The organism is Ruminococcus sp. NATIVEDY161 (assembly GCF_045819895.1).
Classification (GTDB): Bacteria; Bacillota; Clostridia; order Oscillospirales; family Acutalibacteraceae; genus Ruminococcoides.
Map to the genome: position 1 here is coordinate 1,543,225 of NZ_CP162392.1, position 25,602 is coordinate 1,568,826.

Genomic DNA, 25,602 nt, shown 5'->3' on the forward strand with positions numbered 1-25,602 from the left:
TCGCAAGACAAGGCGGAGGACGCGGCAAGGCTGTCGCCTTGCAAGGACAACAACGCAGTATTGCGGAAAATAGACCGCAAAGATTGTCTACTTTTTATTAGGTATTAGTATTATAATAAAAAACTCAGCTAAACCAAATGGAATAGCTGAGTGATTTTTACTGTATGTAAACTATCGCGGTTTTTCTGAACGCATTTGCAATCCTCGTAACCGCCGAGTAAATCAGGCTTATGCAGTAGCCGTAAACCAAGATGTCCTCTCTTTGGAAGAACAGACCTGCGACAATCAAACCGATTGCAAGCAAAACCGTAATAACTCCGGTTGTCATCTTGAAGCGCCAGTTTGCAGCGCCGTTGCTTTTCGCCTCGAACGAGCGGAGAATATCAATTATTCCCGTAAAAATAAAGATAAATATAAGGTAAATGAGAACGATAATTCGCGATAAAGCAGCAGCTGAAACCAAGAACAGCGCTAAGTCCAGCACGATAATCGCCCGGTACAGCGTGGCTTTTCCTCCGACCATATGCCGTGACATAGTAAAGTAAAACCACAAAAGCCTGAAGCCGTAGGCGAACATCGAAACGGTCAAAATCAGTACTACAATACCGAGGCTGTTCTCGGGAAGAAGTATCATCAACAGGGCGAGTAAAATCATAAACACGCCGAGAATTACATCCCTTATCCGCTTAAATTTACTCATGTTCACCCTCCTTTACAAGCTTTCTGTATGCTCTTATGCCGTGAAAGCCCTTCTTTTTGTAGTCAATGGAGTATCCGGCAAGCTTGTTGCCCGAGCTGTAAATTTTATTGGTGACCATACTCTTTTGGGCGAGAGCGCCGATAATAAATTTGCCGAGGAAGGTGCCGTCCTTCTGCTTTTCGTCGGCGTTTGAATATTCCGCGATATATTTTTCGCGGTCAAATTCCTCGACCTTTTCTCCCGAAAGCTTTTCTCCGAGAGCTCTCCAGTCCTCTGCCGAGCTGAGCTGACGCTTGTTTATAATCGCGTCAATCTCGTCCTCGATATCCGCTATTGCCTCAAATTCGTAGCGGTTAAGCTCGAATTCATCATACACTCCGCGCAGGTATTTAAGCGCGTAGAGCATTTGACAAAACGCATAGCGGTAATCGTGCGGATTGTCCTTTACGGTTTCCTCGTAATTTCCCCACGCGGTCAGGTAGCGGTACTTTATAAAGCTGTAGTCCGGCAGGTGGCCTGCTCTGCCGTGACCGAGGTTCATAATCGAGTTTTCGCTCGACGTGCCCAGACTGCTCGTGTAGATGCTATTGTCGAGGTTGTCGGGCTGTGAAGCGCTGTGCCTGAACGTGATTTTACGTTCGGTGCCGTCGGGCATAATCTCATAAAAACGGTTGTACGGGCTGTTGATTACAAGCGACGGCGTGCCTGCAAAATATGTGTGCGCCCAGGTGTCGCAGAGCACATGCATAGCTATTCCCATCGCCTGCAGGCTTTTGTTTTTTGCAAGCCTTACGGTGTGTCCGAGCAGCTCGCTGTTTGTACCGCAAATCAGGCGGTACTTGTTTTTGTAACGCTTTGAGCAGTGCTTTGCGGCAGGCTCGGCGTACAAATCCTTTGGCAGAAAATGGAACGACGCCCAAATCCTCGTGATGTCCTGCAATCCTACAATGTCGGTGTTAGCGTCCATAAGCTCAAGGTTGAGCTGGGTTGTCGCGGCGGCAAGCGGCGCCTTTATCCTCGACAGCATTGTTTTGGTGCACATATCCACAAAGCAGTTGCTGTAGGCTATGTCAAGGCTGTCGCGGTGATTATAGCCTGCGAGTATTGCCGCGCAGTAGGTGGCGTAGTAGTGAAAATCAGAGTTCATAACCCACCTCCATAATCCTTTTATGCCTGCGGATTTTACGCAGCTTTATCGAGTTTATCATTACCTCAAGCATAAAGAATGCCGATGTCGCGTCGATAATCATGGTGATAATAATCGTAAGTATATTTTCGCCGAAAAGCAGCGAAACCGTCTCTAAAATTATTATCAGGATATGAAAAAACAGAAGAAATCCGTTGACGATAAGGTACACAACGGACTTTTTCTTTCCCTTGCCCTCGGCGCGCGCCGATAAACCGACATAACAGAACAATGCCGATATAATTGCGACAGCTATAATCGCTATAATTGTAACCGGCAGCCTTACTCCTTCGTTTATGTTGTCGTCGTATTCAATACCTAAAAATACAGTGGTGAGAAAAAATTTTATAAACGTCCACAAGCCGAAGAACATCAGTCCTGTTCCGGTGGTTATTAAATTAATCTCAATTTTGTTTTTTATCGCGCTCATAACAACCCCCTGTTTCAGAGATAATCATATAAGGGCACCTCTAAAAATATAAAGCTGCCCATATGCACCCATCTTTCACAGCAACTTCTTGCCAAAACTCCTCGTTATACGTCAGTATGACTTCGTCGTTTTGACAATAATTTGCTATAAAATATCCGCACCTCTGAACAACCCTATATTTTTAGAGGTGCCCATAATTAAGTATATCACAAGCCGGAAATATCCGCAATATTAAATATGTAAAGGCTCTGCATCCGTTGCTGAATACAGAGCCTTGAAATTTAGTTTTTTAGCGCCTGCAAGGGTGCGGGAATTCTGCCGCCGCGGTTGATGAACACGTCGGGAGAGCCTTCCCTCACCGGCATAACCGGACCTGCGCCGAGCAGTCCGCCGAATTCGAGCATATCTCCTGCTTTTTTGCCGATTGCAGGAATAAGGCGAACTGCGGTTGTCTTGGTGTTGACCATACCGATTGCCGCCTCGTCAGCGATAATCGCTGAGATTTTCTCGGCGGAAATGTCGCCGGGAACAACAATCATATCAAGTCCTACCGAGCATACCGCGGTCATCGACTCAAGCTTTGTAATGTCGAGCCTGCCGCTCTTTGCCGCGGCAATCATTCCTGCGTCCTCGGATACGGGGATAAACGCTCCGCTCAGTCCGCCCACGTGGCTTGACGCCATTACGCCGCCCTTTTTAACGGCGTCGTTGAGCAGCGCGAGAGCAGCGGTTGTGCCGTGACAGCCGCAGGTTTCAAGTCCCATTTCCTCGAGAATATAAGCTACGCTGTCGCCCACGGCAGGAGTAGGAGCGAGAGATAAATCGACAATGCCAAACGGTACGCAGAGCCTCTTGCTCGCTTCCTTTGCGACGAGCTGTCCCATTCTTGTAATCTTAAACGCGGTGCGCTTTACCAAATCCGCGATTTCGGTGATGTCTTTTCCGCCGCCGTTTTTCGCGAGAGCCGCCCTTACAACGCCCGGGCCCGATACGCCGACGTTGATTACCGTGTCGGCTTCACCAACCCCGTGAAAAGCGCCTGCCATAAACGGATTGTCCTCGGGAGCGTTGCAGAACACAACGAGCTTCGCCGCGCCTATGCAGTTCCTGTCTGCGGTCAGCTCAGCGGCGCGCTTAACGGTCTTGCCCATCATTCTTACGGCGTCCATATTAATGCCTGCCTTGGTTGAGCCGATATTTACGGACGAGCAGACAAAGTCGGTTTCGCTGAGCGCCTGCGGAATACTCTCGATAAGCGCGTAGTCGCCGCTTGCAAAGCCCTTTTGAACAAGCGCGGAATATCCGCCGATAAAGTTAACGCCCAATTCCTTTGCCGCCTTGTCGAGCGCGTAGGCAAACTTAACAACATTCTTGCTCTGGCACGGAGCGGCAACCATACCTATCGGCGTAACCGAAATTCTCTTGTGAATAATCGGAATACCGTACTCGTGCTCGATATCCTCGCCTGTCTTTACCAAATCGCCTGCACTGCGGCAGATTTTGTCATAAACCTTTGTACAAGCCTTGTCGATGTCCTCGTCAAGGCAGTCGAGCAGCGAAATACCCATCGTGATTGTCCTCACGTCAAGGTTTTCGTTGTCGATCATATTTATGGTTTCAAGTATATCCTTGGTTTCAAGCATAAATATATCCCCTTAAAATCCCATTTAAATCTTATGCATACTGTTAAAGATGTCCTCGTGCATCACGTGAATTTTGGTGTTGGTAGCTTCGCCTACCTTGTCGAGATTGTCGCGCAGCTCGTCAAGTCCGACGGTTGACTTGTCAATTTCAACAAGCATAATCATCGCGAACATATCCTGCAAAACGCTCTGAGTTACCTCAACAATGTTAACGCTCGCCTGAGCGCAAGCGTCCGAAACCTTTGCCAAAATACCAACAGTATCCTTGCCTATTACGGTAATAACAGCTTTCATTACGACCTCCGTATAATCGCGGAACACCGCGTAGTAACCATTCTTTATCCATATTATTATACTATCTTTGCGCGTTAAAGTAAAGAAGTAATTTTGCGCGGCGGCAAAGTCGGCGGGTATTTATTGACTTTTCAGGCGAATTGGAGTACAATCTAATATGTATAACTATAATAAAGAAAAGGAGGTCTGCGATTTGTTCAATTTCGACGTTATATTTGATATAGGCGTTGTCGGACTGAGAATACTTATGCCGATTTACGCGATATTTATTGTGTATCAGTGCTACGCCGCTATGCGTCGCCGCAGACGTTCCGAAAAACCGCTTGTAACCCTGTTCAACACCGTGACGGGAGAAAAAACTCCCGTAGTGCTCTGGGAAAACTCAATCGGACGCGGTAAAGCGAACGACATTACGGTTAACGATCCGACCGTCTCGCGTAACCACTGTGTTTTGCTCAGGCGAAGCGAGGGCTGGTTTGTAACCGACGTCGGCTCCACCGCAGGCACTTACGTAAACGGCGAGCCTGCCGACGAGAGAACAAGGGTACTCGTAGACGACGTAATCAGCGTGGGCAACACGCGCTTTCAGCTCCTCAGGGGCGACGAATATGAGGAAGAGGTGCGCTCAAGCTGGTTTTTTAAGAAGGTAAGCAGCAAGCCCGCCATCAAGGCGTGGAAGCTAATGCTTATGGTAACGCTGTTCCATCTGTTTATGAGCATCGAGGCGATGTTCTGGAACGACGGTACAAATCTGTATTCTCCGCTCGTAATGTTCGGCGCTCTCGCCGCGGTAGAATGGGGATTCTTCTCCGTTTCGTACTTTATTTTAAGGCGAACAAGCTTTGAGCTCGAAGCGCTCGCGCTGTTCTTAACGGGAATCGGCGTCATACTGCTTGTGCGGCAGGTCGAACGCTCGGCGTATGTCCAGCTGATTGCCGCCGTGGTCGGAATGGTAATATTCTGCATAATTATCAAGCTGATAGAAAACCCCGATAAAATCAACAAATTCAGACTTCCGCTTATGATAATCGCCGTGCTGCTGCTTTTGACGAGCATAGTTTTCGGTAAGGTGACAAAGGGCGCGGCAAACTGGATTTACATCGGCTTTATCTCACTGCAGCCGTCCGAGCTTGTAAAGGTAATTTACATAGCAATCGGCGCAAGCGCACTCGATGTCTTGCAGACCAAGCGGAACTTGATTGAGTTCATCATCTTCTCGGTAATCTGTGTAGGACTTTTGGCGCTCATGGGCGACTTCGGAACGGCGCTCATATTCTTTGTAACCTTCCTGCTCATCGCGTTTATGCGTTCGGGCGATTTCAAAACAATTATTCTGGCGCTTGCCGCGGCGGTGTTCGGCGTAACGATTGTACTGCGATTTAAGCCGTACGTAGCCGACCGCTTCAAGGCTTGGCGTCACGCTTGGCAGTATGCTCAGGCTGAGGGCTATCAGCAGGTTCACGTGCTGACCTTTATCGCCAGCGGCGGACTGTTCGGCGTAGGCATAGGCAACGGATTTTTGAAACAGGTTGCCGCGTCGGAAAGCGACCTCGTGTTCGGTGTTGTAGCCGAGGAGATGGGCGTAATCGTCGCCATCACCCTCGCGCTTGCCGTTGCGCTTTTGGTAATTTACGCAAGGGCAATCACCACGCGAAGCCGCAGCACCTTCTACTCAATCTCCGCAGGCTGCGCCGCAGGACTTCTTGTTGTCCAGCTCTCGCTCAATATCTTCGGCGCGACGGACATCCTGCCCCTCACCGGCGTAACCTTCCCGTTTATCAGCTGCGGCGGCTCGAGCATAATGTCATGCTGGGGACTGCTCGCCTACATCAAGGCGGCTGACGAGCGCACTTACTCATTAAAACGCTGAGCATTTTAGAAATTGATAATTGAAAATTGATAATTTTCTCGGGCGGAACAGCCGCCCAAAATCCCCTAACAGAAAGGGTGAATGTTTTTGAAGCGAATACTTCGCCGGAGCACGCTGATATTAATTCTCGCGCTTGCTTTTATCGGCGGAATCGGATTTTTTACCGTAGAGCTTGTTATGAACGCCGACGACTGGGCAAACCAGCCGTATAACGCTCATATCTCGGGCAACGGCGGCCTTGAACAGGCAGGCGCGGTCTTTGACCGTAACGGCGTTGCACTTGCTCAAACGGCAGACAACAACAGAAACTACAATGAAAATTTAAGCATAAGAAAGGCTTTGCTCCACACCGTTGGAGATAACAGCCTGAATATTTCAACAGCCGTGCAGAGCAAATACCGCTCTCAGCTTACCGGCTACAACCTGATTTGGGGACTGAATATGCCCCAGTCGCTCAGGGCTTCGCACGACATTACGCTGACGGTGGACGCAAACGCCTGCGCAGCGGCGTATGACGCTTTGGCTTCGTACGACAAAAAGGGCGCGTGCGTGGTTTATAACTACAAGACCGGCGAGGTTATCTGCTCGGTCAGCACACCGGGCTATGATTCTCAAAATCCGCCCGACATCACTCCCGAGAACGAGAGCGAGTACGACGGCGTTTATCTCGACAACGTCGTGTCGTCATCGTACATTCCCGGTTCAATCTTTAAGCTTGTAACCGCCGCAGCGGCGATCGAGAATATTCCCGATTTGTACCAGCGCACATGGGAGTGCTACGGCAGCGAGGAAATCGGCGGAAGCGACATCACCTGCGTTGAAAACCACGGAACAATTAATTTTCAGGAGGCTATGGCTCATTCCTGCAACATAGTTTTTGCTGAGCTCGCGGTTGAGCTCGGCGCGGAAAAAATGACCGCGGCTGCCGAGAAAATCGGGATCAACGCAAGCTTTGAATTCGACGATATCAAGACCGCCAAGGGACACTACGACGTGTCAAAGGCGGATAAAAACCAGCTCGCGTGGTCGGGCGTAGGCCAGTATAACGACGCCGTAAACCCCATGCAGATGGCGGTTATCTGCGGAGCGATCGCGAACGGCGGAAAGTCCGTAAACCCGACCTACATCAAGAGCGGAACGGGCGACTTGATGAAGCTTATCGGTCTTAACAAAGGCGAGAGTAAGGAGCTTTTCAACGCCTCGACCGCCCAAAAGCTCGGAGAGGTTATGCGCTACACAATCACCGATTACTACGGCGACAACCTGTTCGGCAACCTTTCGGTTTGCGCAAAGACCGGTACCGGCGAGGTGGGCAACGACAAAAAGCCTAACGCCTGGATGGTCGGCTATTCTCAGGATCAGGACTGTCCGCTGGCATTTGCGTGCGTAGTAGAGGACGCAGGCTTCGGCTTTGAGTACGCAGGGCCTGTCGCTCAGGCGGCTATGAAAGCTTCCGCGGAAGCGTTAAGAGGTAAAAAATAACTTTATATAGAACACAGCACAGAAAGGATATATTTTACTATGGCGATGAATTTCTTAAAAGCAATGTTCGGCAACTACAGCAAGCGCGAGGTTAAGCGCGTTCAGCCGATTTGCGACAAGGTGCTCGCGCTCGAGGACAAGTATGCTCAAATGAGCGAGAGCGAGCTTAAAAACCAGACCGTTCTTCTCAAGGAAAGACTTGCAAACGGCGAGACTCTCGACGATATTCTTCCCGACGCATTTGCCGCATGCCGCGAGGCGAGCTGGCGTGTGCTCGGAATGAAGCACTTCCCTGTACAGGTAATCGGCGGAATCGTTCTGCACCAGGGACGTATTGCCGAGATGAAAACCGGTGAAGGTAAAACCTTGGTTGCTACCCTTCCGGCGTACCTCAACGCCCTCACAGGCGAAGGCGTACACATCGTAACCGTCAACGACTACCTTGCACGCCGTGACTCCGAGTGGATGGGCAAGCTCTACAAATATATGGGACTTTCCGTCGGTCTGATTACCCACGACCTCGAAAATTCACTCAGAAAAGAAGCCTACGCCGCAGACATCACCTACGGCACAAACAATGAGCTCGGCTTTGACTACCTGCGTGACAACATGGTTGTTTACAAGGAGCAAAAGGTTCAGCGCGGACACGCCTTCGGTATCGTCGACGAGGTTGACTCAATCCTCATAGACGAGGCGAGAACTCCGCTTATTATCTCCGGTAAGGGCGACAAATCTACCGACTTGTACGAAAAGGCTGACGGCTTCGCAAAGACCTTGAAGCTCCAGCGCTTTACCGAGCTCGACTCCAAGGAGGATATGGAGGAATACTACGCCGAGAACGGAATTGATTACGTTGTAGACGAAAAGCAAAAGACCGCTACCCTCACCCAGAACGGTGTTAAAAAGGCAGAGGAATACTTCGGTATCGAAAACCTCACCGATCCCGACAACCTCACGCTTCAGCACCACATCAATCAGGCGATTAAGGCGAACGGCGTTATGAAGCTCGACGTTGACTACGTTGTTAAGGACGACGAGGTTATCATCGTAGATGAATTTACCGGCCGTCTTATGTACGGCAGACGCTTTAATGAAGGTCTGCACCAGGCGATTGAGGCAAAGGAGGGCGTTAAGGTTCAGAGCGAGAGCAAAACCCTCGCGACAATCACCTTCCAGAACTACTTCCGTCTTTACAAAAAGCTCTCGGGTATGACCGGTACAGGTGAGACCGAATCCGAGGAATTCCAGGAAATCTACAAGCTCGACGTTGTAGAAATCCCCACCAACAAGCCCGTAATCCGTAAGGATTTGCCCGACGCAGTGTTCAAGACCGAACGCGGAAAGTTCAACGCCGTAATCGACCAGATCGCCGAGGCTCACGAGAAAGGACAGCCGGTGCTTGTCGGCACAATCTCAATCGAAAAATCAGAGCTTCTCTCAAAAATGCTCAAGCGCAGAGGTATCGCTCACAACGTGCTCAACGCTAAGCACCACGAGAAAGAGGCAGAAATCATCGCCCAGGCAGGTAAGTTCGGCGCGGTAACGATTGCGACCAACATGGCAGGCCGTGGTACGGATATTATCCTCGGCGGTAACGCCGAGTACATGGCGAAGGCGTCAATGCGCAAGCAGGGATATCCCGAGGAGCTTATCGAGGAAGCAACAGGCTACGCCGAGACAGATAACGAGGAGATTTTGGAAGCGCGTAAAACCTTCCGTGAGCTCAACGAAAAATATAAGGATGAAATCAAGGACGAGGCAGACCGCGTGCGCGAAGCCGGCGGACTTATGATTATCGGCACAGAGCGACACGAGTCGCGCCGTATTGACAACCAGCTCCGCGGACGTTCGGGACGTCAGGGCGATCCCGGTGTCAGCCGCTTCTTCCTGTCGACCGAGGACGACCTTATGCGTTTGTTCGGCGGCGACAGAATGAAGGCTATGATGGACCGTATGAACGTCGAGGAGGACGCGCCTATCGAGAACAAAATGCTCTCGAGCATTATCGAAAGCTCGCAGGAGAAGGTCGAGCTGCGCAACTTCGGAATTCGTAAAGACGTACTCCAGTACGACGACGTTCTCAACCGCCAGCGTGAGATTATCTACGGTCAGCGCGACCAGGTATTAAGCGGCGAGGATCTCCACGAAACCGTTATCAAGATGGTAACCGATTCTATCGACACCTCAATCAAGCACTACCTGCCCGAAGGTCCCCGCGAAAACTGGAACTACCAGAGCCTTATCGAGTACTACAGGGGCTGGGTAATTACCGACGAGGAAAAGTACAAGCTCACAACCGACGAGCTCGAGGGTATGGAGGCTGAGGAAATCGGTCAGCATATCGTAGACGACGCGCTCGCCATCTTCAAGGCGAACGAGGAGCTCCTTCCTGCCGAGACGATCCGCGAGATGGAGCGCGTATACCTGCTCAAAGCGGTTGACACTCACTGGATGGATCACATCGACGCTATGGATCAGCTCAAATCAGGTATCCGCCTGCGCTCATACGGCCAGCACGATCCTGTTGTAGAGTACCGTCTTGAGGGCTTCGATATGTTCGACGAGATGATCGAGAACATCCGCGAGGACACAATGAAGATGATGCTCATTATGCCCAAGCGCGTATATGAAATTCAGAAGCGCCAGGAGGCAATCGAGGCCGCGCGCAAGGCTGCCGAAAAGCAGGCTGCCGCCGCTCATCAGGTAATGCTCAGCAACGGCGAGGAAAAGCCCAAGGAGAACCCTGTTCAGGCGGCTCTTAAGCGCGAGCAGGTCGCAAAGCCCACCCGGACCTCGGGCGACGGAACAGACACCGCGAACAAAACCGTCCGCAAGGGAAAAAAGGTAGGACGTAACGATCCTTGCCCCTGCGGAAGCGGAAAGAAATATAAAAAGTGCTGCGGACGCGACGCTTAATTAAACAAATTATAATATATAAAACAAGGGATTGGCTCTACTCACAAATTGAGTTTTGAGCCGACCCCTTATTTTTTTGTTTATAATGACAGCAGGTCATCAAATTGCACAAAACGTCGCTATTTATTTCTATATAAATCACAATAAAAAATCAGGTGTTAATATGATATAATCAATGTATAGAAAGCTGTTTTCGTTAACAGTGTCAAGGAGGTTTATTTATGAAATTTAAAGCCAAAAAATTAATATCAATTTTACTGGTGGTTGTAATTATCATATCCGTTGCGATTACCGGAATATCAAGCTCGTTCGCGGCGGACGCTCCGCCGAACCCTAACCGTTTGCCCGAGTATACGCCGTCGGCAGGTGTGGAAACCCGCAACGTAATGTTCGCCATGCCCGGTTTTTGGACAGGTTCAGAGGGCTCTGCTGACAGAGAAACTTGGGAAAAGTACGGCAGCACTGCAGGATTATACTGGTGGGGTGGAGACGACAACCCCGACGAAGCTCCCGCGGCGAACGGTCACGGCTGGCCGGGCTGGAAAATGAAAAAGAATCCGTACATTCCAAACCTTTACTCAACAGCTATGTCAAAGAGTGCGCCCAATGCTATCTTTTCTAATTTTGTAGACGGCGGAATGGATACATCTTATCCTGAGTATAACGCTTCACAGCATACAAAAGACCTTCAAATTGAGTATTTCGGACAGGGAGATTCAGACTATTATCCAAAGGAATTCTGGGACTATCTATATGATAATTACTATGACGCTTTCCTTGAAAACTCCGAATATAGCATCAAAGACTTCGGAGATTACGCCGGTAATTTCTTCTTTGATGAGTATGACGATGCCATTTATCAATACATTGACGATATGATTTTTGTTGTCGATTATAACCAGATGAATATGCAGATTTCGATTGTCAGCGGCAAGGGCGGCTACGACGGCGCGTTCTACTTCTACTACGGCAACGGCGAGTTCGGTATCTGGCCGACAAAGGAGCTCTGCGTTAAGCAGGAAGGTCTCAGCGTTGACGAAAGCGGAAAGGTTATTACAGACGGCGAAACCGTTGATGAAAAAACAGGCTTTATCCTGAGAGAGCATACCGACGCTTATGATACAACAACAAAGAGAGATTTTGTTGTGTTCGGCAACATCACCGGAGAATATTGGAACAATAAAGAAATTAACAAGCCGGTCAGCCCGACAATTCCTACAGATGATTCGACCACATTTGAACCCTCTCATATCACACCAAACCCGAATGTAGAATATACAACTAACAAGGTGTATTTTGAGGCTCCCGATTTCTGGAAGAATTATAAAAATATTACAATGTATCTTTACAATCACAATGGCGAAGAAGTAATAGCGTGGGGCAGCAAAAAGGGTAATATGACTAAGGAGGACGGCAACACATGGTCGTTTGATTTTAACGCTAAGGGTATTACCATTGACAGCGGCAAACAGTATGGCGTTATTTTTACAGCAGATTGGGGAGTACAGACCTGTGATCTTATAATGGACGCGTCCTGCCTCGGCGACGTTGCGTTCTGCGATGGAAAGATAGCGGAAAATAGTATTGATTACAGCAGGAAAGCCTATATAGCGTGGTGGAACAATGCCGATCCCGAAAAATACGGGCCTGCTCTGTGTATTACCTCTCTCGGAAACGTTGTTGGCTATTCGGTTTGGGCTGATACCACAAAGTACGATATGCTTGTAAACTTTATTAAGTCCGACGGCATGGATGGACTGAACAATGCGTTGAAATACAACGGAAAAACCGCTCAGGAAACCTTGGACGACTTAGCAAAGGCTTTGGGGTTAAGCGCCGATGATATTGAAAGGGCAATTGCCGAATCCGGCAAATTCGTAGATTGGCAAAATCCGAACGGCTCTACACCGCAGCCCACAGTGCCGGGAGACGACGAGCAGTTTGAACAAAACGTAAAGGACGCCGCCGATTACCTTCTGCGCTACAGCGGAAATGATAAGATGACCGCTCCTAAAAAGGTCAAAGAGTTAATACGCGCTTTGGACGTGGATTTTTACTCTGTTGAGGAGGCTCTGTTCTACCGCTGCGACGGAGATTTCAGCAAATTCAAGCCTGCGGTTGAGGCTTTGCACAGAGCCGACAGCCTTTATATGGATGTTGTTAAGGGCGACACCAACGGCGACGGAGTTGTCGATATTATCGACGCGACTCTCATTCAAATGCTCGCCGCAGATAAAATTACAAGCTTTGATTAATTATAAAAACAAGGCTGTCACGCGTTAACGCGTGACAGCCTTTAAGTTTAATAGTAATTTAATAAATTCCCTGAACGGTGACCTCGCCCGAATAAACCGAGCAAATGCTGCCGTCGGACAGCATAACCTTAAGCTCGCCGTTTTCGGCAACGCCTACAGCCATACCGTTGATTTTCCGCGAACCTCTGGTAAAGGTTATCCCCTTGCCGATGGTCGCGCAAAGGTCGCTGTACTCCTCTAAGGCGGTCTGCGACAGGCGCAGGTTGTTGCTCAAAAGCTCCTTTTCAAGACAGGTCAAAATCTTGGCGAGAAGGCGGTTTTTGTCGTAATGTCTGCCGGTTTCGAGCAAAATCGACGTCGCCTTGTACTCAATTTCCTCGGGGAAAACTGCCTGGTCGATATTCACGCCTATACCGGTGATTATGTACTCAACCGCGTCAAACTCTGCCGCCATCTCGGTGAGTATTCCGACAATCTTTTTCTTGCCGACAATAATGTCGTTCGGCCACTTAATGCGGCAGTCAAGTCCGGTTGTCTCGCGCAGAGCCCTGCACACCGCAAGCCCTGCCAAGGGCGTTACCGCCGCAACGCCGCCGGGCGCCATCTTGGGACGGAGCAGGAAGGAGAACGCGAGGTTTTCGTCGCGCTTGCTCTGCCAAACTCTGCCCATTCTGCCCTTGCCTTTTTTCTGTTCTCTCGTGGTAACAACAACGCCCTCGCGGCAGCCGTTGTTGCCAAGCTCCTTAAGGTAGTCGTTTGTTGAGTCAACCGAGTCAAGCACAATAATTTCTCTGCCGATAAGCTCGGTTTTAAGCTCGTTTTTAATCGCCTCGGCGTTCAAAAACTCCGGCGGAGAAACAAGCTTGTAGCCCTTGTTCGGGGTTGAGGCAATCTCATAGCCGCTCTCCTTTAGGGCGTTAACGCCCTTCCAGACAGCCTGACGCGACACTCCGAGTTCCTCGGCAAGCGCCTGCCCCGAAACATAGTCCTTTGAACTTAACAGGATTGAGAGAATTTTGTTTTTCATAAACAACCCGCCTTTGAAGCCAAATGGTTTATATAAATTACTTTGAAGATTTTCTGATTGCGTTGATAATTCTTACGATTACGGGAGCCAAAACCATATTAACGCCGAGCTCAACGAGGAAGTTGATTCCGGTAAGTCCGATAACCGCGAAGAAAAGAATATCGGTATCGCCTGCCCAAGCCTGCAAGGTCTCTCTGAAGAAGAGGAGCAGACCGATGATGAAAATGCCTGTGTTAACGATAGGAGCGCAGAACGCAGCCGCGACCGCTCCGAGGATCTGGTTCTTTTTGCTCAGCGCATTGTAAACCAAACCTGCCACAAAGCCCGCAAGCGAGCCCTTTAACATACAGAGCACAACGCACATAAACGGATTTGCGTTCCATACCATCGCACCGCCTGCGTCAGCGCCGATAACGCACATAATGATTACAACCACGCTGAATACCGCGCCGAGGTAAGCACCTGCGCCTTTGCCGAACAGTGCCGCGCCGATTACAATGGGAATTAACGCCAGCGTAATGGCGAAGGGTTTTGTGGGGAAGTAGGTCGTAATTACCTGCAGCACAACGATAATTGCTGTCAGAATCGCCAGTCCCACAAGCTTAAACGTCTTGCTCTGCTGTGTGTTTTTTGCTTTTGTCATTAAAAAAACCTCCTGCTGTTTCCCTGCTCATTTTCCGCAGGTGAAACGCAAATTTATTTACAAAAAGGCAAAGCCTTATTTGTATCTGTTTTTATTATTTTTTTGATATATGTTGTACATTCCGTCGAGGATGATGTTCTCGTCGTACACAATGTCGTGGCGGCAGCTGCATATAATCTTTTCCGCAAGTCCGCCTGTAGCGATGATTTTGCACTCCTTACCCTTTTCTTCGCAGAACTTGTCAATCAGTCCGTCGAGCATACAAGCGTTGCCGTAGGTCACCGCTGAGCGGATACAGTCTACGGTGTTGGTGCAAATCACGTTTTTCGGCGCGAGCAAATCAACCGACGGCAGCAGTGCTCCGTTTTGGGTTAAGGCGTCGAGCGAAATTCCAACGCCCGGGGCAATAACGCCGCCGTGATAGGCAAAGCTTTCGTCAACATACGCAATAACCGTCGCAGTGCCCATAAAAATCATAATCAACGGGCCGCCGTACTTTTTGAAAGCGCCTACGCAGCCGCATACGATGTCGCCGCCGAGGGTTTCGGGACGGTCGATTTTCAAATCCATTCCGGTTTTAAGTCCGGGGCCTACAACGTAGCTTTTAACTGCGGTGACAATTTTTATCGCGTCTTTTAAAGGCTGGGTTACCTTGGGTACAACCGAGCTGATTATGGATGCGTTAATAAGGTTTACGTCAATTCCGTAAACCTGAAAAAACGAGTGCAAAACAACGGCAAATTCGTCGCTGGTTTTTCGTGTATCGGTCGAAAATCTCATCTTGTGCCTGAGTTCCTCGCCGTCAAATAAACCGAGCTTTATATTTGTATTGCCGACATCGGCTGTAAGAAGCATAAAACAACCTCCGCAGTTAGCTTTTTGAATGTTATCATATAAAAATTATACCACAAATCTCAAATGTTTCAAGGATGTTATTAGGTATTTTACAACAATTTTCGATTATCATCAAATAATCGCAAAACATTTGTTGAATTTTTAACAATATGGTGTATAATATATTTAGCTACGTGCGTTTTGTGTTGCGAAATTTGTCGCAATAACAGCCGGCGTTTGAGGGGAGAATAAACGCTGAGCTCAAAAGCGCGCGGAAAGGATGGTTTTTTATGGATAGTTCAGAAATCAAGCAGCTGAAAATTCTTGCCGCAAAAGCAAGACAGGGAGCAATCCTCGGCACTTTTCACGCAAAATCAGGTCACCCGGGCGGCTCGCTCTCCGCGGCGGACATCTTCACCTACCTCTATTATAAGGAGATGAAGGTCGATCCGAAAAATCCGAAGTGGGAGGACAGAGACCGTTTTGTTCTGTCAAAGGGACACTGCTGCCCCAGCCTTTACGCTGTATTGGCGCTCAAGGGCTACTTTGACTGGGACGAGCTCACAAGGCTTCGTCACGTTGGCGCAATGCTCCAGGGACACCCCGATATGAAGAGAACTCCGGGCATTGATATGAGCTCCGGCTCGCTCGGACAGGGCGTTTCCGCGGCTTGCGGAATGGCGCTCGCAGGAAAGCTTGACAACAAAGACTATCGCGTATATACAGTCCTCGGCGACGGCGAGGTTGAGGAAGGCCAGGTTTGGGAGGCGGCAATGTTCGCCGCTCACAACAAGCTCGACAACCTTGTGCTCTTTGTAGACCAGAACGGCCTGCAGATTGACGGCGCTGTTGAGGATGTAGCGGGTATTGAACCGCTCGACAAAAAGTTTGAAGCATTCGGCTTTGAGGTAATCAAGATTGACGGCCACGACTTTGAGCAGATTAAGTCAGCTCTCGACAAGGCGAGAACCGTCAAGGGCAAGCCCACGGCAATCCTTGCAAAGACCGTAAAGGGCAAGGGTGTGTCGTTTATGGAAAATCAGGTCGGCTGGCACGGCGTTGCTCCCAACAAGGAGCAGTATGAGGCGGCTACCGCCGAGCTTGAGGCTCAGATTAAGGAACTGGAGGGCGAGTGCTGATGGCTGAGATAATTAAGAAGGCGACAAGGGAGAGCTTCGGTGAAGCGCTCTGCGAGCTCGCTAAGGATAATAAAGATATCGTGGTGTTCGACGCCGACTTGGCGGCTGCCACAAAGACAAGCATTTTCCAAAAGGAATACGCCGACAGATTTTTTGACTGCGGTATCGCCGAGGGCAATATGATCGGCGTTGCGGCAGGTATGGCTGCGGCAGGTAAGATCCCCGTAGCGGCTTCGTTCGCTATGTTCGCAACAGGCAGAGCCTTTGAGCAAATCCGCAACTCGGTTGCTTATCCCGAGCTCAACGTTAAAATTGCAGGCAGCCACGCAGGTATCTCTACCGGCGAGGACGGCGCGACTCACCAGTGCGTTGAGGATATGGGCATTATGCGCGCGATCCCGGGTATGGTAGTTCTCAACCCTGCCGACCACTGGGAGATGAAGGCGGCTACAAAGGCGGCTATCGAGTACAACGGCCCTGTTTACATCAGACTCGGCAGACTTGCAATCGACAGCTTCAACGATCCCGAGACATACAGCTTTGAGCTCGGCAAGGGTATTACCCTTCACGAGGGCAGCGACGTTACCGTAATCGCGACAGGCCTTGTTGTTAACGAGGCGCTCAAGGCGGTTAAGGAGCTCGAGGCAGAGGGCATTAACGCAAGGCTTATCAATATCCACACCATCAAGCCGATTGACCGCGAGATTATCACCAAGGCGGCCAAGGAGACCGGCAGAATTATCACCGTTGAGGAGCATAACGTTGTAGGCGGCCTCGCCGACGCGGTATGTCAGGTCGTTGCCGAGGAGTGCCCCGTTAAGGTTACAAAAATCGGCGTTCAGGATACCTTCGGATTCAGCGGCCCGGCTTGGGAGCTTCTCGATAAATTCGGACTCACCCAGCCCCACATCGCAAAGGTTATCCGCGATGTTGTCGCTGAGAAAAAGTAAAATATAATAATCGCGAAAGCAGCCCGGACAATCGTCCGGGTTTTTCTTTCGCAAAAATATTGCTTTTTTGTCGAAATGTGATTATAATAAAATTTAGGCGTGATATTTTTGTTTTGTCGCCTGTATAATTGTAAAGTGAGTGTATATGATGATAGTTTTAATTATAATACTCTGGGTGTTGCTGGGTATTGTCGCGCTTTTTGCGGCGTACTTTTTGTTGATCGCCGTCAGCTCGCTCTTTGTAGATATGAACAGGGAGTATGACCGCGACAGCAAATATTTCCGCTGGCTGCTCAACAGCTCAACGGCGGTTGCGGTTAAGCTGATAAGAATTCACATCAAGGTCACGGGTAAAGAAAATTTGCCCAAGGGCAGGTTTTTGCTCGTCTGCAACCACCGCTCAAAGTTCGATCCGATACTTTCGTGGCATATCTTCGCAAAGGAAAATCTGTCGTTTATCTCAAAGCCCGAGAACTTCAAGGTTCCCATCTACGGCAGGATTATCCACCGCTGCTGCTTTATGCCGATTGACCGCGAAAATCCGCGCAACGCGATTAAAACCGTTAAGCGCGCGTCAAAGCTGATTACCGACGACGTCGCGAGCGTTGCGGTTTATCCCGAGGGTACGCGCAACTACGGCAAGGGGCTTTTGCCGTTCCACAACGCGATGTTCAAAATCGCGCAGAAGGCGAATGTCCCCGTGGTGGTTATGACCGTCAAGGGAACGTTTGAAATTCAAAAGAATTTTCCGCTTCACAAAAGCGTAGTTAATATGGACGTGGCCGGAGTTATTTCGGTTGAAACCGTAAAGTCGTTCAAAACAAACGAGCTCGGTGATGTGGCGGCGGAGATGATGACTAAAAGACTTAAGGAGTTAGAAGGGGTGTAATGATGAAAACCTACGTGCTTTATAACAACAAATCGAACAACGGCAAGGGCGGCGGAACAGCCCGAAAGGTCGGGGATATCTGGAAGGACAAAGACCTTGTTTTTGTGGATGTATTCTCGATTGACGACTACAAGGAGCTTTTCAGCAAGCTGCAGCCCGACGATGAAATCTGCATTTGCGGCGGCGACGGCACGCTCAACCACTTTGTGAACGACGCAAATGACGCAGGCTTTGACAACAGCAAAAAGGTTTATTTTTACCCCACCGGCACTGGCAACGACTTCTTTAACGACCTCGGAAAAACCGCCGAGGACGGCCCTGTTGAGATTAATAAATATATTGTCAACCTTCCGACGGTTAAGGTTAACGGTATGAAAAGACTTTTTGTCAACGGCATAGGCTACGGAATTGACGGCTACTGCTGCGAGGAAGGCGACCGTCAGCGTTCGAGCGACATAACCAAGGAAATCAACTACACCTCAATCGCTATTCAGGGACTTCTGTTCCACTACAAGCCCACAAACGCCGAAATTACCGTGGACGGCGTTACCCATAAATTCGAAAAGGTCTGGCTCGCGCCGACGATGAACGGCAGGTTTTACGGCGGCGGAATGATGGCGACTCCCGGTCAGGACAGACTGAACCCCGAGCGCACCGTTACCACAATGGTGATGTTCGGCAAGGGCAAGCTCGGAACGCTCATCGCCTTCCCGACAATCTTCAAGGGCGAGCACGTTAAAAAGGAGAAGATCGTAAAAATCTTCAAGGGCAAGAACGTGACCGTAAAATTCGACCGTCCGGTTGCCCTGCAAATTGACGGCGAGACGGTTTTGAACGTGAGTGAATACTCGGTAGAAACCGCCGAGGCGCAAAAGTAAAATACAAAAATACCGCTGTAATTTAAGCCTGTCGCTTAATTACAGCGGTTTGTTTTATCTTTTGTTATTGAACCTTTTAACTTTTTCCGATATTTCCGCAAGCTCCTCTTTGGAAAGCTCCGGCAGCCGCTCGAGCTTTTCGAGGAAGGTTGAGATTGTCTCGTTCTCCTTCGCCTTTAGATATTCCGTATAGTAGCTTACCACAACGCCGGGTATCATCGCGAGCACCACCATTGCGTAAATTGTGATTAAAATTACGGTAATCCTGCCTGCTAGCGTGACGGCGGTGATGTCGCCGAAGCCGATTGTCGAAAACGCTACAAAGCAAAACCAAAGTCCGTCCGCATAGCTTGTCACCTGCGGCTCAACCAAAAGTAGCACCAGCGCCGCGGCGAAGTAACAAATTATAAACCCGGTGAACATATGCAGCAGACCTGTGCGTTTGAGAATGTTAAAAAAGCGCCTGATATTTAACATAATTATTCCCTCACGATTCGTTAACGAGCTTGCCGGTCATATGGTCAATGCTCAGCTCGAGTATGCAAACCCTTTGCAGAAATTTTTCAATTTCGCGCTCAACATCCTGCGGATCGGGATTGTATTTGTTCCCGAGCAGGCGGAGAATTCTCACTTTTTCATCCGTGTCCGTGACAAAGGAAATTTTGCCGAAAACAATCACGCTGTTAATGTTCAGCGCCCATTCATTTTCTTTTTTGAAACCCTCGTCCATAACGCAGTACGAGGCGTGCGGATTTGCCTTGATCGCGTCAATCTTATGCCCCTCGGCGGCGCAGTGAAAGTACAGCTTGCCGTCGTCGTAAAGATGGTCGAGCGGCAGAGCATAGGGGTAGCCGTTCTCTCCGTAAAGCGCAAGAACTCCGCGCGGCTCGTTTGTTAAAATCTCAACGCATTTTTCGTCGCTGATTTGCTGTTTAAATTTCCGCATTTTTCTAAACATAATAAAAACCTCCGCCCTGTGTATGGTATCATTTTACCATACGCAGGGCGGCTTAGCAAGAATTTACTTTGCTTTTTCTCTGATAAGCTTCGCGAGATATTTTATAAAGTTGTCGCCGGCGATACCGTTTTGAACATAACTGCCCTTTTTGAGCACCTGATTAACGGCGATCTGCGTGCCGTCGCCAAACACACCGTTCTCGTCCATACCCTGGTTGGTGATTTTGAGCTGACGCGCAAGCAGGAGCATTTCCTTTAGCGCCAAAACTCCCGTGCCGCGGTCGAGCATTTTATAGCCCGTTTCGTCAAGCACCTTTCCGCTTTGCTTTTTCCAGCCGTTGTATCCGCCGTTTTTGATAATCGTCGGATAGTCCTTGTAGCACTTGTCCTTGTCGATTACGCCGACGCCCGATATGCTGTTGCTCTCCAAAAAGTTCGTCTCGCCGCCGTACTGCCACAGTCCGTAATTGCCGCGGTAGTCGCAGGTGGAGTTCCACTGCGCCACCCATACGTCGTAGGCGTTAAGCAGGCCCGGGTCGTTTAGCTGATTGTTGAGCCAGCTCAGCGATGCGTAGAGCATCGGGTAATATCCCACGCGCTTAAGCTCCGCCAAAAACCGCTTGCAGATGTCAACGAGCATTTTGTCGGACGGCATACCGTTGCGGCGCTTGTAGCCGTCGGCGTCCTCTATATCAAACGCGACGGGCATTGTGGGCTTTTTGCCCTTTAACAGCCTGATAACGTGCCTTGCCTCGCTCACGGCGTCCTCAATATTCAGCGCGTAGGAGTACAGGTATGCTCCCCACGGAACGCCTGCCGCCTCGCATTTTTTGACGTTATTTTCAAACTGGTTGTCGTCCTGAACAGTCAAGTCCGAGCCGTAGCCGCACCTAATCATAACAAAGTCATAACCGGCGTTTTTGATTTTTTCAATGCTGACATTTCCGTTCAGCGAGGAAATGTCAACGCCCTTTTTTCCTGATAAACCCATAGTACCTCCTTGATTTAATCTTTCTTTTCAAGCTCGGGAAGTCCGCCGAGCGAGGTCAAAAGCGACATCGCCGCAGCCAAAAGTGAAGCAGAGCCTACCGCCGCCCAGTTGACCTCGTCAAACAGCACCGCCGTGCCGATAATCGCCGCCGCGGTCTGAGCGGCTGTTTTAAGGGCACGAATTCCCGCAGCCTTTAACCATCTAATAGCCTTTTCTTTCATAAAACCGTATTCGGGTTTGCCGTAATTTTAAAATCTGCGCTTGTCAGCGCTAATACATTTTATGCCGAAACCCGAATAATGACATTCACCTCCCTCCACTTATAAGCCCAAAAACGGAAAAATTGCAGTGTTTTATGCAATAAACCGGTATTTATTTTTAAAACTTTTTGTGTTATACTATTTACATAACAAAAATCGGAGATGATTTTATGAACAGAGAACTGTTTGACCAGGCAAGGCTCGCCGCGACGGAGCTTTGCGTAAAGGCAAATCTTAAGCCCGGAGACATAATGGTAATAGGCTGCTCGTCGAGCGAGGTTGCCGGCGGAGTTATCGGACACAATTCAAGCTTAGAAACCGCCGAGGCGGTGTTCAAGGGAATTTACGAGGCGCTGACCGACTGCGGAGTGTACCTCGCCGCCCAGTGCTGCGAGCACCTCAACCGCGCGATTATTGTTGAGCGTGACGCCGTGCCGAACGCCGAGATCGTAAACGTTGTGCCGCAGCCCAAGGCAGGCGGCTCGTTCGCGACGACCGCGTACAAGACCTTCAAAAACCCCGTCGCTCTTGAGGAGATTAAAGCCGACGCCGGAATGGACATCGGCGGAACGCTTATCGGTATGCACCTCAAAAGGGTGGCGGTTCCGGTAAGGCTGAGCATTGACCATATCGGCAACGCGATTTTGCTCGCCGCCAGAACCAGACCGAAATACATCGGCGGCGAACGCGCGCATTACGACGATAAACTGTAAAAGGCAAAGAAAAAGGCTGACTCGTTATGAGTCAGCCTGAATTTTTTTATGAAGCTTTACGCGGCTTTTCTTGTAACGTTGTCGCCGTAGATCGTTTTCCAGTCGTCCTTCATCGAAACAGCCGTCCAGCCGTTTTTCTCACAGCTCTCGCGCATAGAGTCGGCCTTCTTCTGATTGCCGTTCTCGCGCTCGAGGTCGTCGCAGCAGAGCAGATAAGCGCCGCTCTGATACTTGTTGTTTGTGATGGTGAAGTTTGCCATAGCGCCGTCGCCTGAGCTGTTGCCGAAGCAGAGCACCGGCTGCTGGCCGATTTCGCGCTCGATAACGCTAACCTTGTTCATCTTGAGGTTCTTAATTATGAACTCGCCGCCTGTAATAACCTTGTCGTCCTTGCTAAAGGTGTAGTCGAGGCCGTCCTTGTCGCCCTGATTTGTAGCGACAAAGCTTTCGTCTGAGCCTATCATCTGGCTCGGCGGAATGTCGAGAACACCGTCGCAGAGTCCGCGTGTGATAAGTCTGTCGGTTCCGCTGACTACATAAACCTTAAAGTCGTTAGCCTGCAAATAGTCAACAACCTGAAGCATGGGCTTGTAGAACGCCTCGCCGTACTTCATATTGTTGTAGCCGATTGTCGGCTGCTCCTTGTACTTCTTAACGTAAGCGTCAAACTCCTCGGGAGTCATTCCCTTAAACGCCGTAGCAACAGCCTTGCCGTGCTCAACGTCAAGTCCCTTGGGGTACTCGCCCGTTTCAAAGTAGGTCTTGATTTTCTCGCAAACCGCCTTTTCCTCAGCGCTTGCCTTGTCCTTGTAATCGGGGTCCTCGGTGACGCGGTAGTAGAGGAGCTTGTGGTCGAAGTAGCCGGGGTCGGTCTCGCAGCAGAGCGTTCCGTCCATATCAAACACCGCGATACGGTCTTTAACAGGGATAAAGTCGTTCGAGCCCTCGGCGGTGATTGACTTCATAAAGTCGGTAAGCTGCTTTTTGAGCGGAGCGCTGTCCGTCCAGAGCGAAAGCGCGTCGTTTGTCTTGGCAGCGTCTGTCGCGGCAACGGTCTCAGTCACCGACGACTGAGCGTTTGTTGCGTTTGTGCAGGCAGGCTTGCCCACACCGAAGGCGTAAAAACATGATACCGTAATCAACGCGACCGCCAGTACGCCTGAAATGATCTTCCAGCGGAGGGTTGGGTTCTTTTTCTTTTCTTCCATTGGTTGTCTCCTTCGTTTGATGATACAATTATATACTATTATGGTGGTAAAATACAATATATAAATTGAAATATATGCATATTTTTAAACTGTCGATTACATCCAACGCGCCTTGCCGCAGGCGCGGAGCACTTGACTTTTTCTTTAAAATCATTAAAATATACAGTGGATAGATAGGTAATGAGGAGATAATATGAGAGGTATAATTGAAAGAATAAAAAACCTTCCCAAAAAGACAAAGGTGATTATCACCGCGTCAGCGGCGGCAGTTTTGCTTATTGCGCTGATTTTGGTGCTGGTGTTTGCGGTGATTGTTCCTGCGGCAGCGCCCAAGACCGACGTCGTTAAATACTTAACCGTAACCTTCGACGGCGAAACCCAGTACAACGGCAACCTTACGGGCTCGATAACGCTCGACCGCACCGCCTTTATGAAGGATTTTGAAAAGGAAGATACCGACGAGGTTGTGCTCTCGGGAGCAGTTGACAGGCTCTTGAGCTTTGCAAACCTTGAATATTCCGTCAAGGAAGGCTCAGGCAGCGGCACAGGCACAAACTTTGTGCGCTTTGACGGTCTCGGAAAGGACGACGTGCTGAACGTCAAGCTGAGCTGGCCTGACGATCCCGAGGCTAAAAACGCCATTGCGCGTGAGGAAAAAACCGTCGGAATGATAATCGACAAAAGCGAAAAGACCTATGAGCTTAAGCTTGCCGATTACGTCGAAAAGCAAAAGCTCGAGCTCAAAAAGCCTGCCGAGGTCAACGCCCTCGACTATATCAAGGAGAACAACCTGATCGTCAGCGTGCCGGTCGACGGAAAAATCACCGCCGGAGTGGACAGCTTCAAGACAAAAATCGGTGATTATACGCTTGAAAACGGAAGCTTTTACGAGTCGTCGGTTCGCGTTTACGATTCAAAGGGCAGCTACCTCACCTCGATTTTCTTTGAGTTTTCAAAGACAGGCGACCTCAAAGAGGGCGATACCGTAGAGCTCAGCTATGCCGCCGACAACCGCTCTGCCGAGCAAAAGGGGATTTTGCTGACAGGCGAGCCCGTTGAATATACCGTGGTTCAGCCCGAGGCGCTCTCTGCCGACAGCGCGAAGAACAACCTCGACGCGGTAAAGAGCTACTTTGAGAGCAACGCTTCTTCAATAGATCCCGACGTCGCCAAGGGCGACAAAACCGAGATTTCATCGGTGTATTTCTCGGTCAATAAAAAAGACGAAACCTTCAACAAGCTCGTTGTTGTTTACTCAAACAACACCAAAAAATATTTCAGAACCGTCGAGCTCAGCCGCGACGCCTTTTTCTCGGGCAGCAGACTTGTGTTCTACGGCTACAGCGAGCTTAACGGCAAATCAAAAACCGCCGAAGACGCTGTTAAAGCCGTGATTTGCTTGGATACAGAAAACGAAAATTACACCGTGACAAAAGTGGGATAAAATGATTAAACGGAAATTGCAGGAAATAATGTATTACATTAAGTCCTTAAAACATTTTAGGCTTACGCGCATAAAAAAGAGAAAGCTTGCGGTACTCTCCGTGCTCGCGGGCTTAATAATCGTGCTCAGCATTATTGCCGCCTGTATTTCTCCGGCAAATTCACGACCTGCCGAGCCCGAGCCGACCGAGCCTGCCGTGCAGGAGAACACTATCCCCGAAAGCTATATGATAAACTCCGTAAAGGCGATCGCGATGGACGACCTTAAGGCAGGCTGCGAAACCTACGCCTGCACAATGCTGCTAAACTCCCTCGGCTTTGATTTGGACGAGCATACAATTGCCGACAGCTACCTCAACTGTCAGTACGTTTACCTGACCGAGGACGGCTTGGACGGCGAAGGTCCCGATATGTACAGCGCGTTCGCAGGCACGGCTTACGCCGGTTGGGGCGTGTACGCTCCGTCAATGGCAAAGAGTATGAACGAGTATTTGAAAGACCAAAAATCAAACCTAAAGGCGTACGCGCTGGAGAATGTCGAGCTCGATGATTTGGTTGAGCAGTACGTTTCAAAGGGCGTACCCGTTATGATTTGGGCGACGACCTATATGCAGGAGCCCTACATCTACCACACCTGGACGGTCAACTACGTAGACGAAAACGCAAAGACGAAAATCGGTGACAAATTCTCGTGGTATATGCACGAGCACTGCCTTGTGCTCGCAGGCTACGACAAAGAAAATTATTACTTTGGCGACTCCACCGCCGGCACGATTTCCTGCTTCAAAAAGGATTTGGTCAAGAAGCGCTACGAGCAGATGTTCAAGCAGGCGATAGTTGTAAAGTAACACAATTTAATTAAGCAAAAACGTAGGGTTCGGTCGTGACCGAACC

The 25,602-nt window shown here is 49.6% G+C and carries 24 protein-coding genes; 11 read left to right on the plus strand and 13 right to left on the minus strand.

The annotated features are described in order from the left end of the window. Positions 1–157 precede the first annotated feature (157 nt). The 5 genes from AB1I50_RS07330 to AB1I50_RS07350 form a co-directional block, all read right to left on the minus strand. Positions 158–700, minus strand: coding sequence for a DUF308 domain-containing protein (locus tag AB1I50_RS07330; RefSeq protein WP_407723387.1), 543 nt, complete (start codon positions 698–700; stop codon positions 158–160). Further along, positions 693–1,847: a DUF6765 family protein gene (locus AB1I50_RS07335; RefSeq protein ID WP_407723388.1), complete on the minus strand. Its 1,155-nt coding sequence runs from the start codon at positions 1,845–1,847 to the stop codon at positions 693–695. The genes AB1I50_RS07330 and AB1I50_RS07335 overlap by 8 nt, the downstream gene beginning before the upstream one ends. Continuing rightward, a complete protein-coding gene (locus tag AB1I50_RS07340; RefSeq protein WP_407723389.1) occupies positions 1,837–2,316 on the minus strand; it encodes a hypothetical protein in 480 nt (159 codons plus the stop codon). Before AB1I50_RS07340 ends, AB1I50_RS07335 begins: the two co-directional genes overlap by 11 nt. 281 nt (positions 2,317–2,597) lie before the next feature. After that, positions 2,598–3,959, minus strand: a complete 1,362-nt coding sequence (locus tag AB1I50_RS07345; protein WP_407723390.1) for a PFL family protein — start codon at positions 3,957–3,959, stop codon at positions 2,598–2,600. A gap of 24 nt (positions 3,960–3,983) precedes the next feature. Then, entirely contained in the window at positions 3,984–4,253 is a 270-nt protein-coding gene (locus AB1I50_RS07350) for an ACT domain-containing protein (protein ID WP_407723391.1), read from the minus strand. 157 nt (positions 4,254–4,410) lie between these two features. Here AB1I50_RS07350 and AB1I50_RS07355 point away from each other — a divergent pair, with 157 nt between their 5' ends. The 4 genes from AB1I50_RS07355 to AB1I50_RS07370 all read left to right on the plus strand — a co-directional run bounded on the left by AB1I50_RS07355 (position 4,411) and on the right by AB1I50_RS07370 (position 12,776). Beyond that, positions 4,411–6,123: an FtsW/RodA/SpoVE family cell cycle protein gene (locus AB1I50_RS07355; RefSeq protein ID WP_407723392.1), complete on the plus strand. Its 1,713-nt coding sequence runs from the start codon at positions 4,411–4,413 to the stop codon at positions 6,121–6,123. A gap of 87 nt (positions 6,124–6,210) precedes the next feature. Then, positions 6,211–7,605, plus strand: a complete 1,395-nt coding sequence (locus tag AB1I50_RS07360) for a penicillin-binding transpeptidase domain-containing protein (RefSeq protein ID WP_407723393.1) — start codon at positions 6,211–6,213, stop codon at positions 7,603–7,605. Positions 7,606–7,650: 45 nt separating this feature from the next. Further along, a complete protein-coding gene (gene secA, locus AB1I50_RS07365) occupies positions 7,651–10,521 on the plus strand; it encodes a preprotein translocase subunit SecA (protein ID WP_407725328.1) in 2,871 nt (956 codons plus the stop codon). A gap of 221 nt (positions 10,522–10,742) precedes the next feature. After that, positions 10,743–12,776, plus strand: a complete 2,034-nt coding sequence (locus AB1I50_RS07370; protein ID WP_407723394.1) for a hypothetical protein — start codon at positions 10,743–10,745, stop codon at positions 12,774–12,776. A 58-nt stretch (positions 12,777–12,834) separates the two neighbouring features. Here AB1I50_RS07370 and AB1I50_RS07375 read toward each other — a convergent pair whose 3' ends face one another. From AB1I50_RS07375 to AB1I50_RS07385, 3 genes are all read right to left on the minus strand, one after another. Then, positions 12,835–13,803: a biotin--[acetyl-CoA-carboxylase] ligase gene (locus AB1I50_RS07375; protein ID WP_407723395.1), complete on the minus strand. Its 969-nt coding sequence runs from the start codon at positions 13,801–13,803 to the stop codon at positions 12,835–12,837. A 37-nt stretch (positions 13,804–13,840) separates the two neighbouring features. Continuing rightward, on the minus strand, positions 13,841–14,446 hold the full coding sequence (locus AB1I50_RS07380) for an ECF transporter S component (protein ID WP_407723396.1): 606 nt from the start codon (positions 14,444–14,446) through the stop codon (positions 13,841–13,843). 75 nt (positions 14,447–14,521) lie between these two features. Further along, entirely contained in the window at positions 14,522–15,301 is a 780-nt protein-coding gene (locus AB1I50_RS07385; protein WP_407723397.1) for a type III pantothenate kinase, read from the minus strand. Between the two features lie 269 nt (positions 15,302–15,570). Between AB1I50_RS07385 and AB1I50_RS07390 the strand changes: the two genes are divergently transcribed. The 4 genes from AB1I50_RS07390 (at position 15,571) to AB1I50_RS07405 (ending at position 19,136) form a co-directional block, all read left to right on the plus strand. Next, positions 15,571–16,419, plus strand: a complete 849-nt coding sequence (locus AB1I50_RS07390; protein WP_407723398.1) for a transketolase — start codon at positions 15,571–15,573, stop codon at positions 16,417–16,419. Beyond that, positions 16,419–17,369 (plus strand): transketolase family protein, encoded by a 951-nt coding sequence (locus AB1I50_RS07395; RefSeq protein ID WP_407723399.1) that lies wholly within the window; start codon positions 16,419–16,421, stop codon positions 17,367–17,369. The genes AB1I50_RS07390 and AB1I50_RS07395 overlap by 1 nt, the downstream gene beginning before the upstream one ends. Positions 17,370–17,514: 145 nt before the next feature. Next, a complete protein-coding gene (locus tag AB1I50_RS07400; protein ID WP_407723400.1) occupies positions 17,515–18,258 on the plus strand; it encodes a lysophospholipid acyltransferase family protein in 744 nt (247 codons plus the stop codon). Next, on the plus strand, positions 18,258–19,136 hold the full coding sequence (locus AB1I50_RS07405) for a diacylglycerol/lipid kinase family protein (RefSeq protein WP_407723401.1): 879 nt from the start codon (positions 18,258–18,260) through the stop codon (positions 19,134–19,136). Before AB1I50_RS07400 ends, AB1I50_RS07405 begins: the two co-directional genes overlap by 1 nt. A gap of 54 nt (positions 19,137–19,190) precedes the next feature. Here AB1I50_RS07405 and AB1I50_RS07410 read toward each other — a convergent pair whose 3' ends face one another. The 4 genes from AB1I50_RS07410 to AB1I50_RS07425 form a co-directional block, all read right to left on the minus strand. Then, positions 19,191–19,613 carry a potassium channel family protein gene (locus AB1I50_RS07410; RefSeq protein ID WP_407723402.1) on the minus strand — a complete coding sequence of 141 codons (423 nt, stop codon included), beginning with the start codon at positions 19,611–19,613 and terminating at the stop codon, positions 19,191–19,193. A 10-nt stretch (positions 19,614–19,623) separates the two neighbouring features. After that, positions 19,624–20,094 (minus strand): pyridoxamine 5'-phosphate oxidase family protein, encoded by a 471-nt coding sequence (locus AB1I50_RS07415; RefSeq protein ID WP_407723403.1) that lies wholly within the window; start codon positions 20,092–20,094, stop codon positions 19,624–19,626. Positions 20,095–20,157: 63 nt separating this feature from the next. Next, positions 20,158–21,084, minus strand: coding sequence for a glycoside hydrolase family 25 protein (locus tag AB1I50_RS07420; RefSeq protein ID WP_407723404.1), 927 nt, complete (start codon positions 21,082–21,084; stop codon positions 20,158–20,160). Between the two features lie 14 nt (positions 21,085–21,098). Then, entirely contained in the window at positions 21,099–21,305 is a 207-nt protein-coding gene (locus AB1I50_RS07425) for a holin (protein WP_407723405.1), read from the minus strand. Between the two features lie 209 nt (positions 21,306–21,514). Here AB1I50_RS07425 and AB1I50_RS07430 point away from each other — a divergent pair, with 209 nt between their 5' ends. Next, positions 21,515–22,057: a TIGR01440 family protein gene (locus tag AB1I50_RS07430; protein WP_407723406.1), complete on the plus strand. Its 543-nt coding sequence runs from the start codon at positions 21,515–21,517 to the stop codon at positions 22,055–22,057. A 56-nt stretch (positions 22,058–22,113) separates the two neighbouring features. On the opposite strand, the gene AB1I50_RS07435 is transcribed toward AB1I50_RS07430, so the two are convergent. Next, the gene (locus AB1I50_RS07435) at positions 22,114–23,265 is read right to left on the minus strand and encodes a haloacid dehalogenase-like hydrolase (protein ID WP_407723407.1); all 1,152 of its coding nucleotides are present in this window, start codon (positions 23,263–23,265) and stop codon (positions 22,114–22,116) included. Positions 23,266–23,458: 193 nt separating this feature from the next. Here AB1I50_RS07435 and AB1I50_RS07440 point away from each other — a divergent pair, with 193 nt between their 5' ends. Beyond that, positions 23,459–24,709, plus strand: coding sequence for a hypothetical protein (locus tag AB1I50_RS07440; protein WP_407723408.1), 1,251 nt, complete (start codon positions 23,459–23,461; stop codon positions 24,707–24,709). A gap of 28 nt (positions 24,710–24,737) precedes the next feature. Then, entirely contained in the window at positions 24,738–25,556 is an 819-nt protein-coding gene (locus tag AB1I50_RS07445) for a C39 family peptidase (RefSeq protein ID WP_407723409.1), read from the plus strand. The last annotated feature ends 46 nt before the right edge of the window (positions 25,557–25,602 follow it).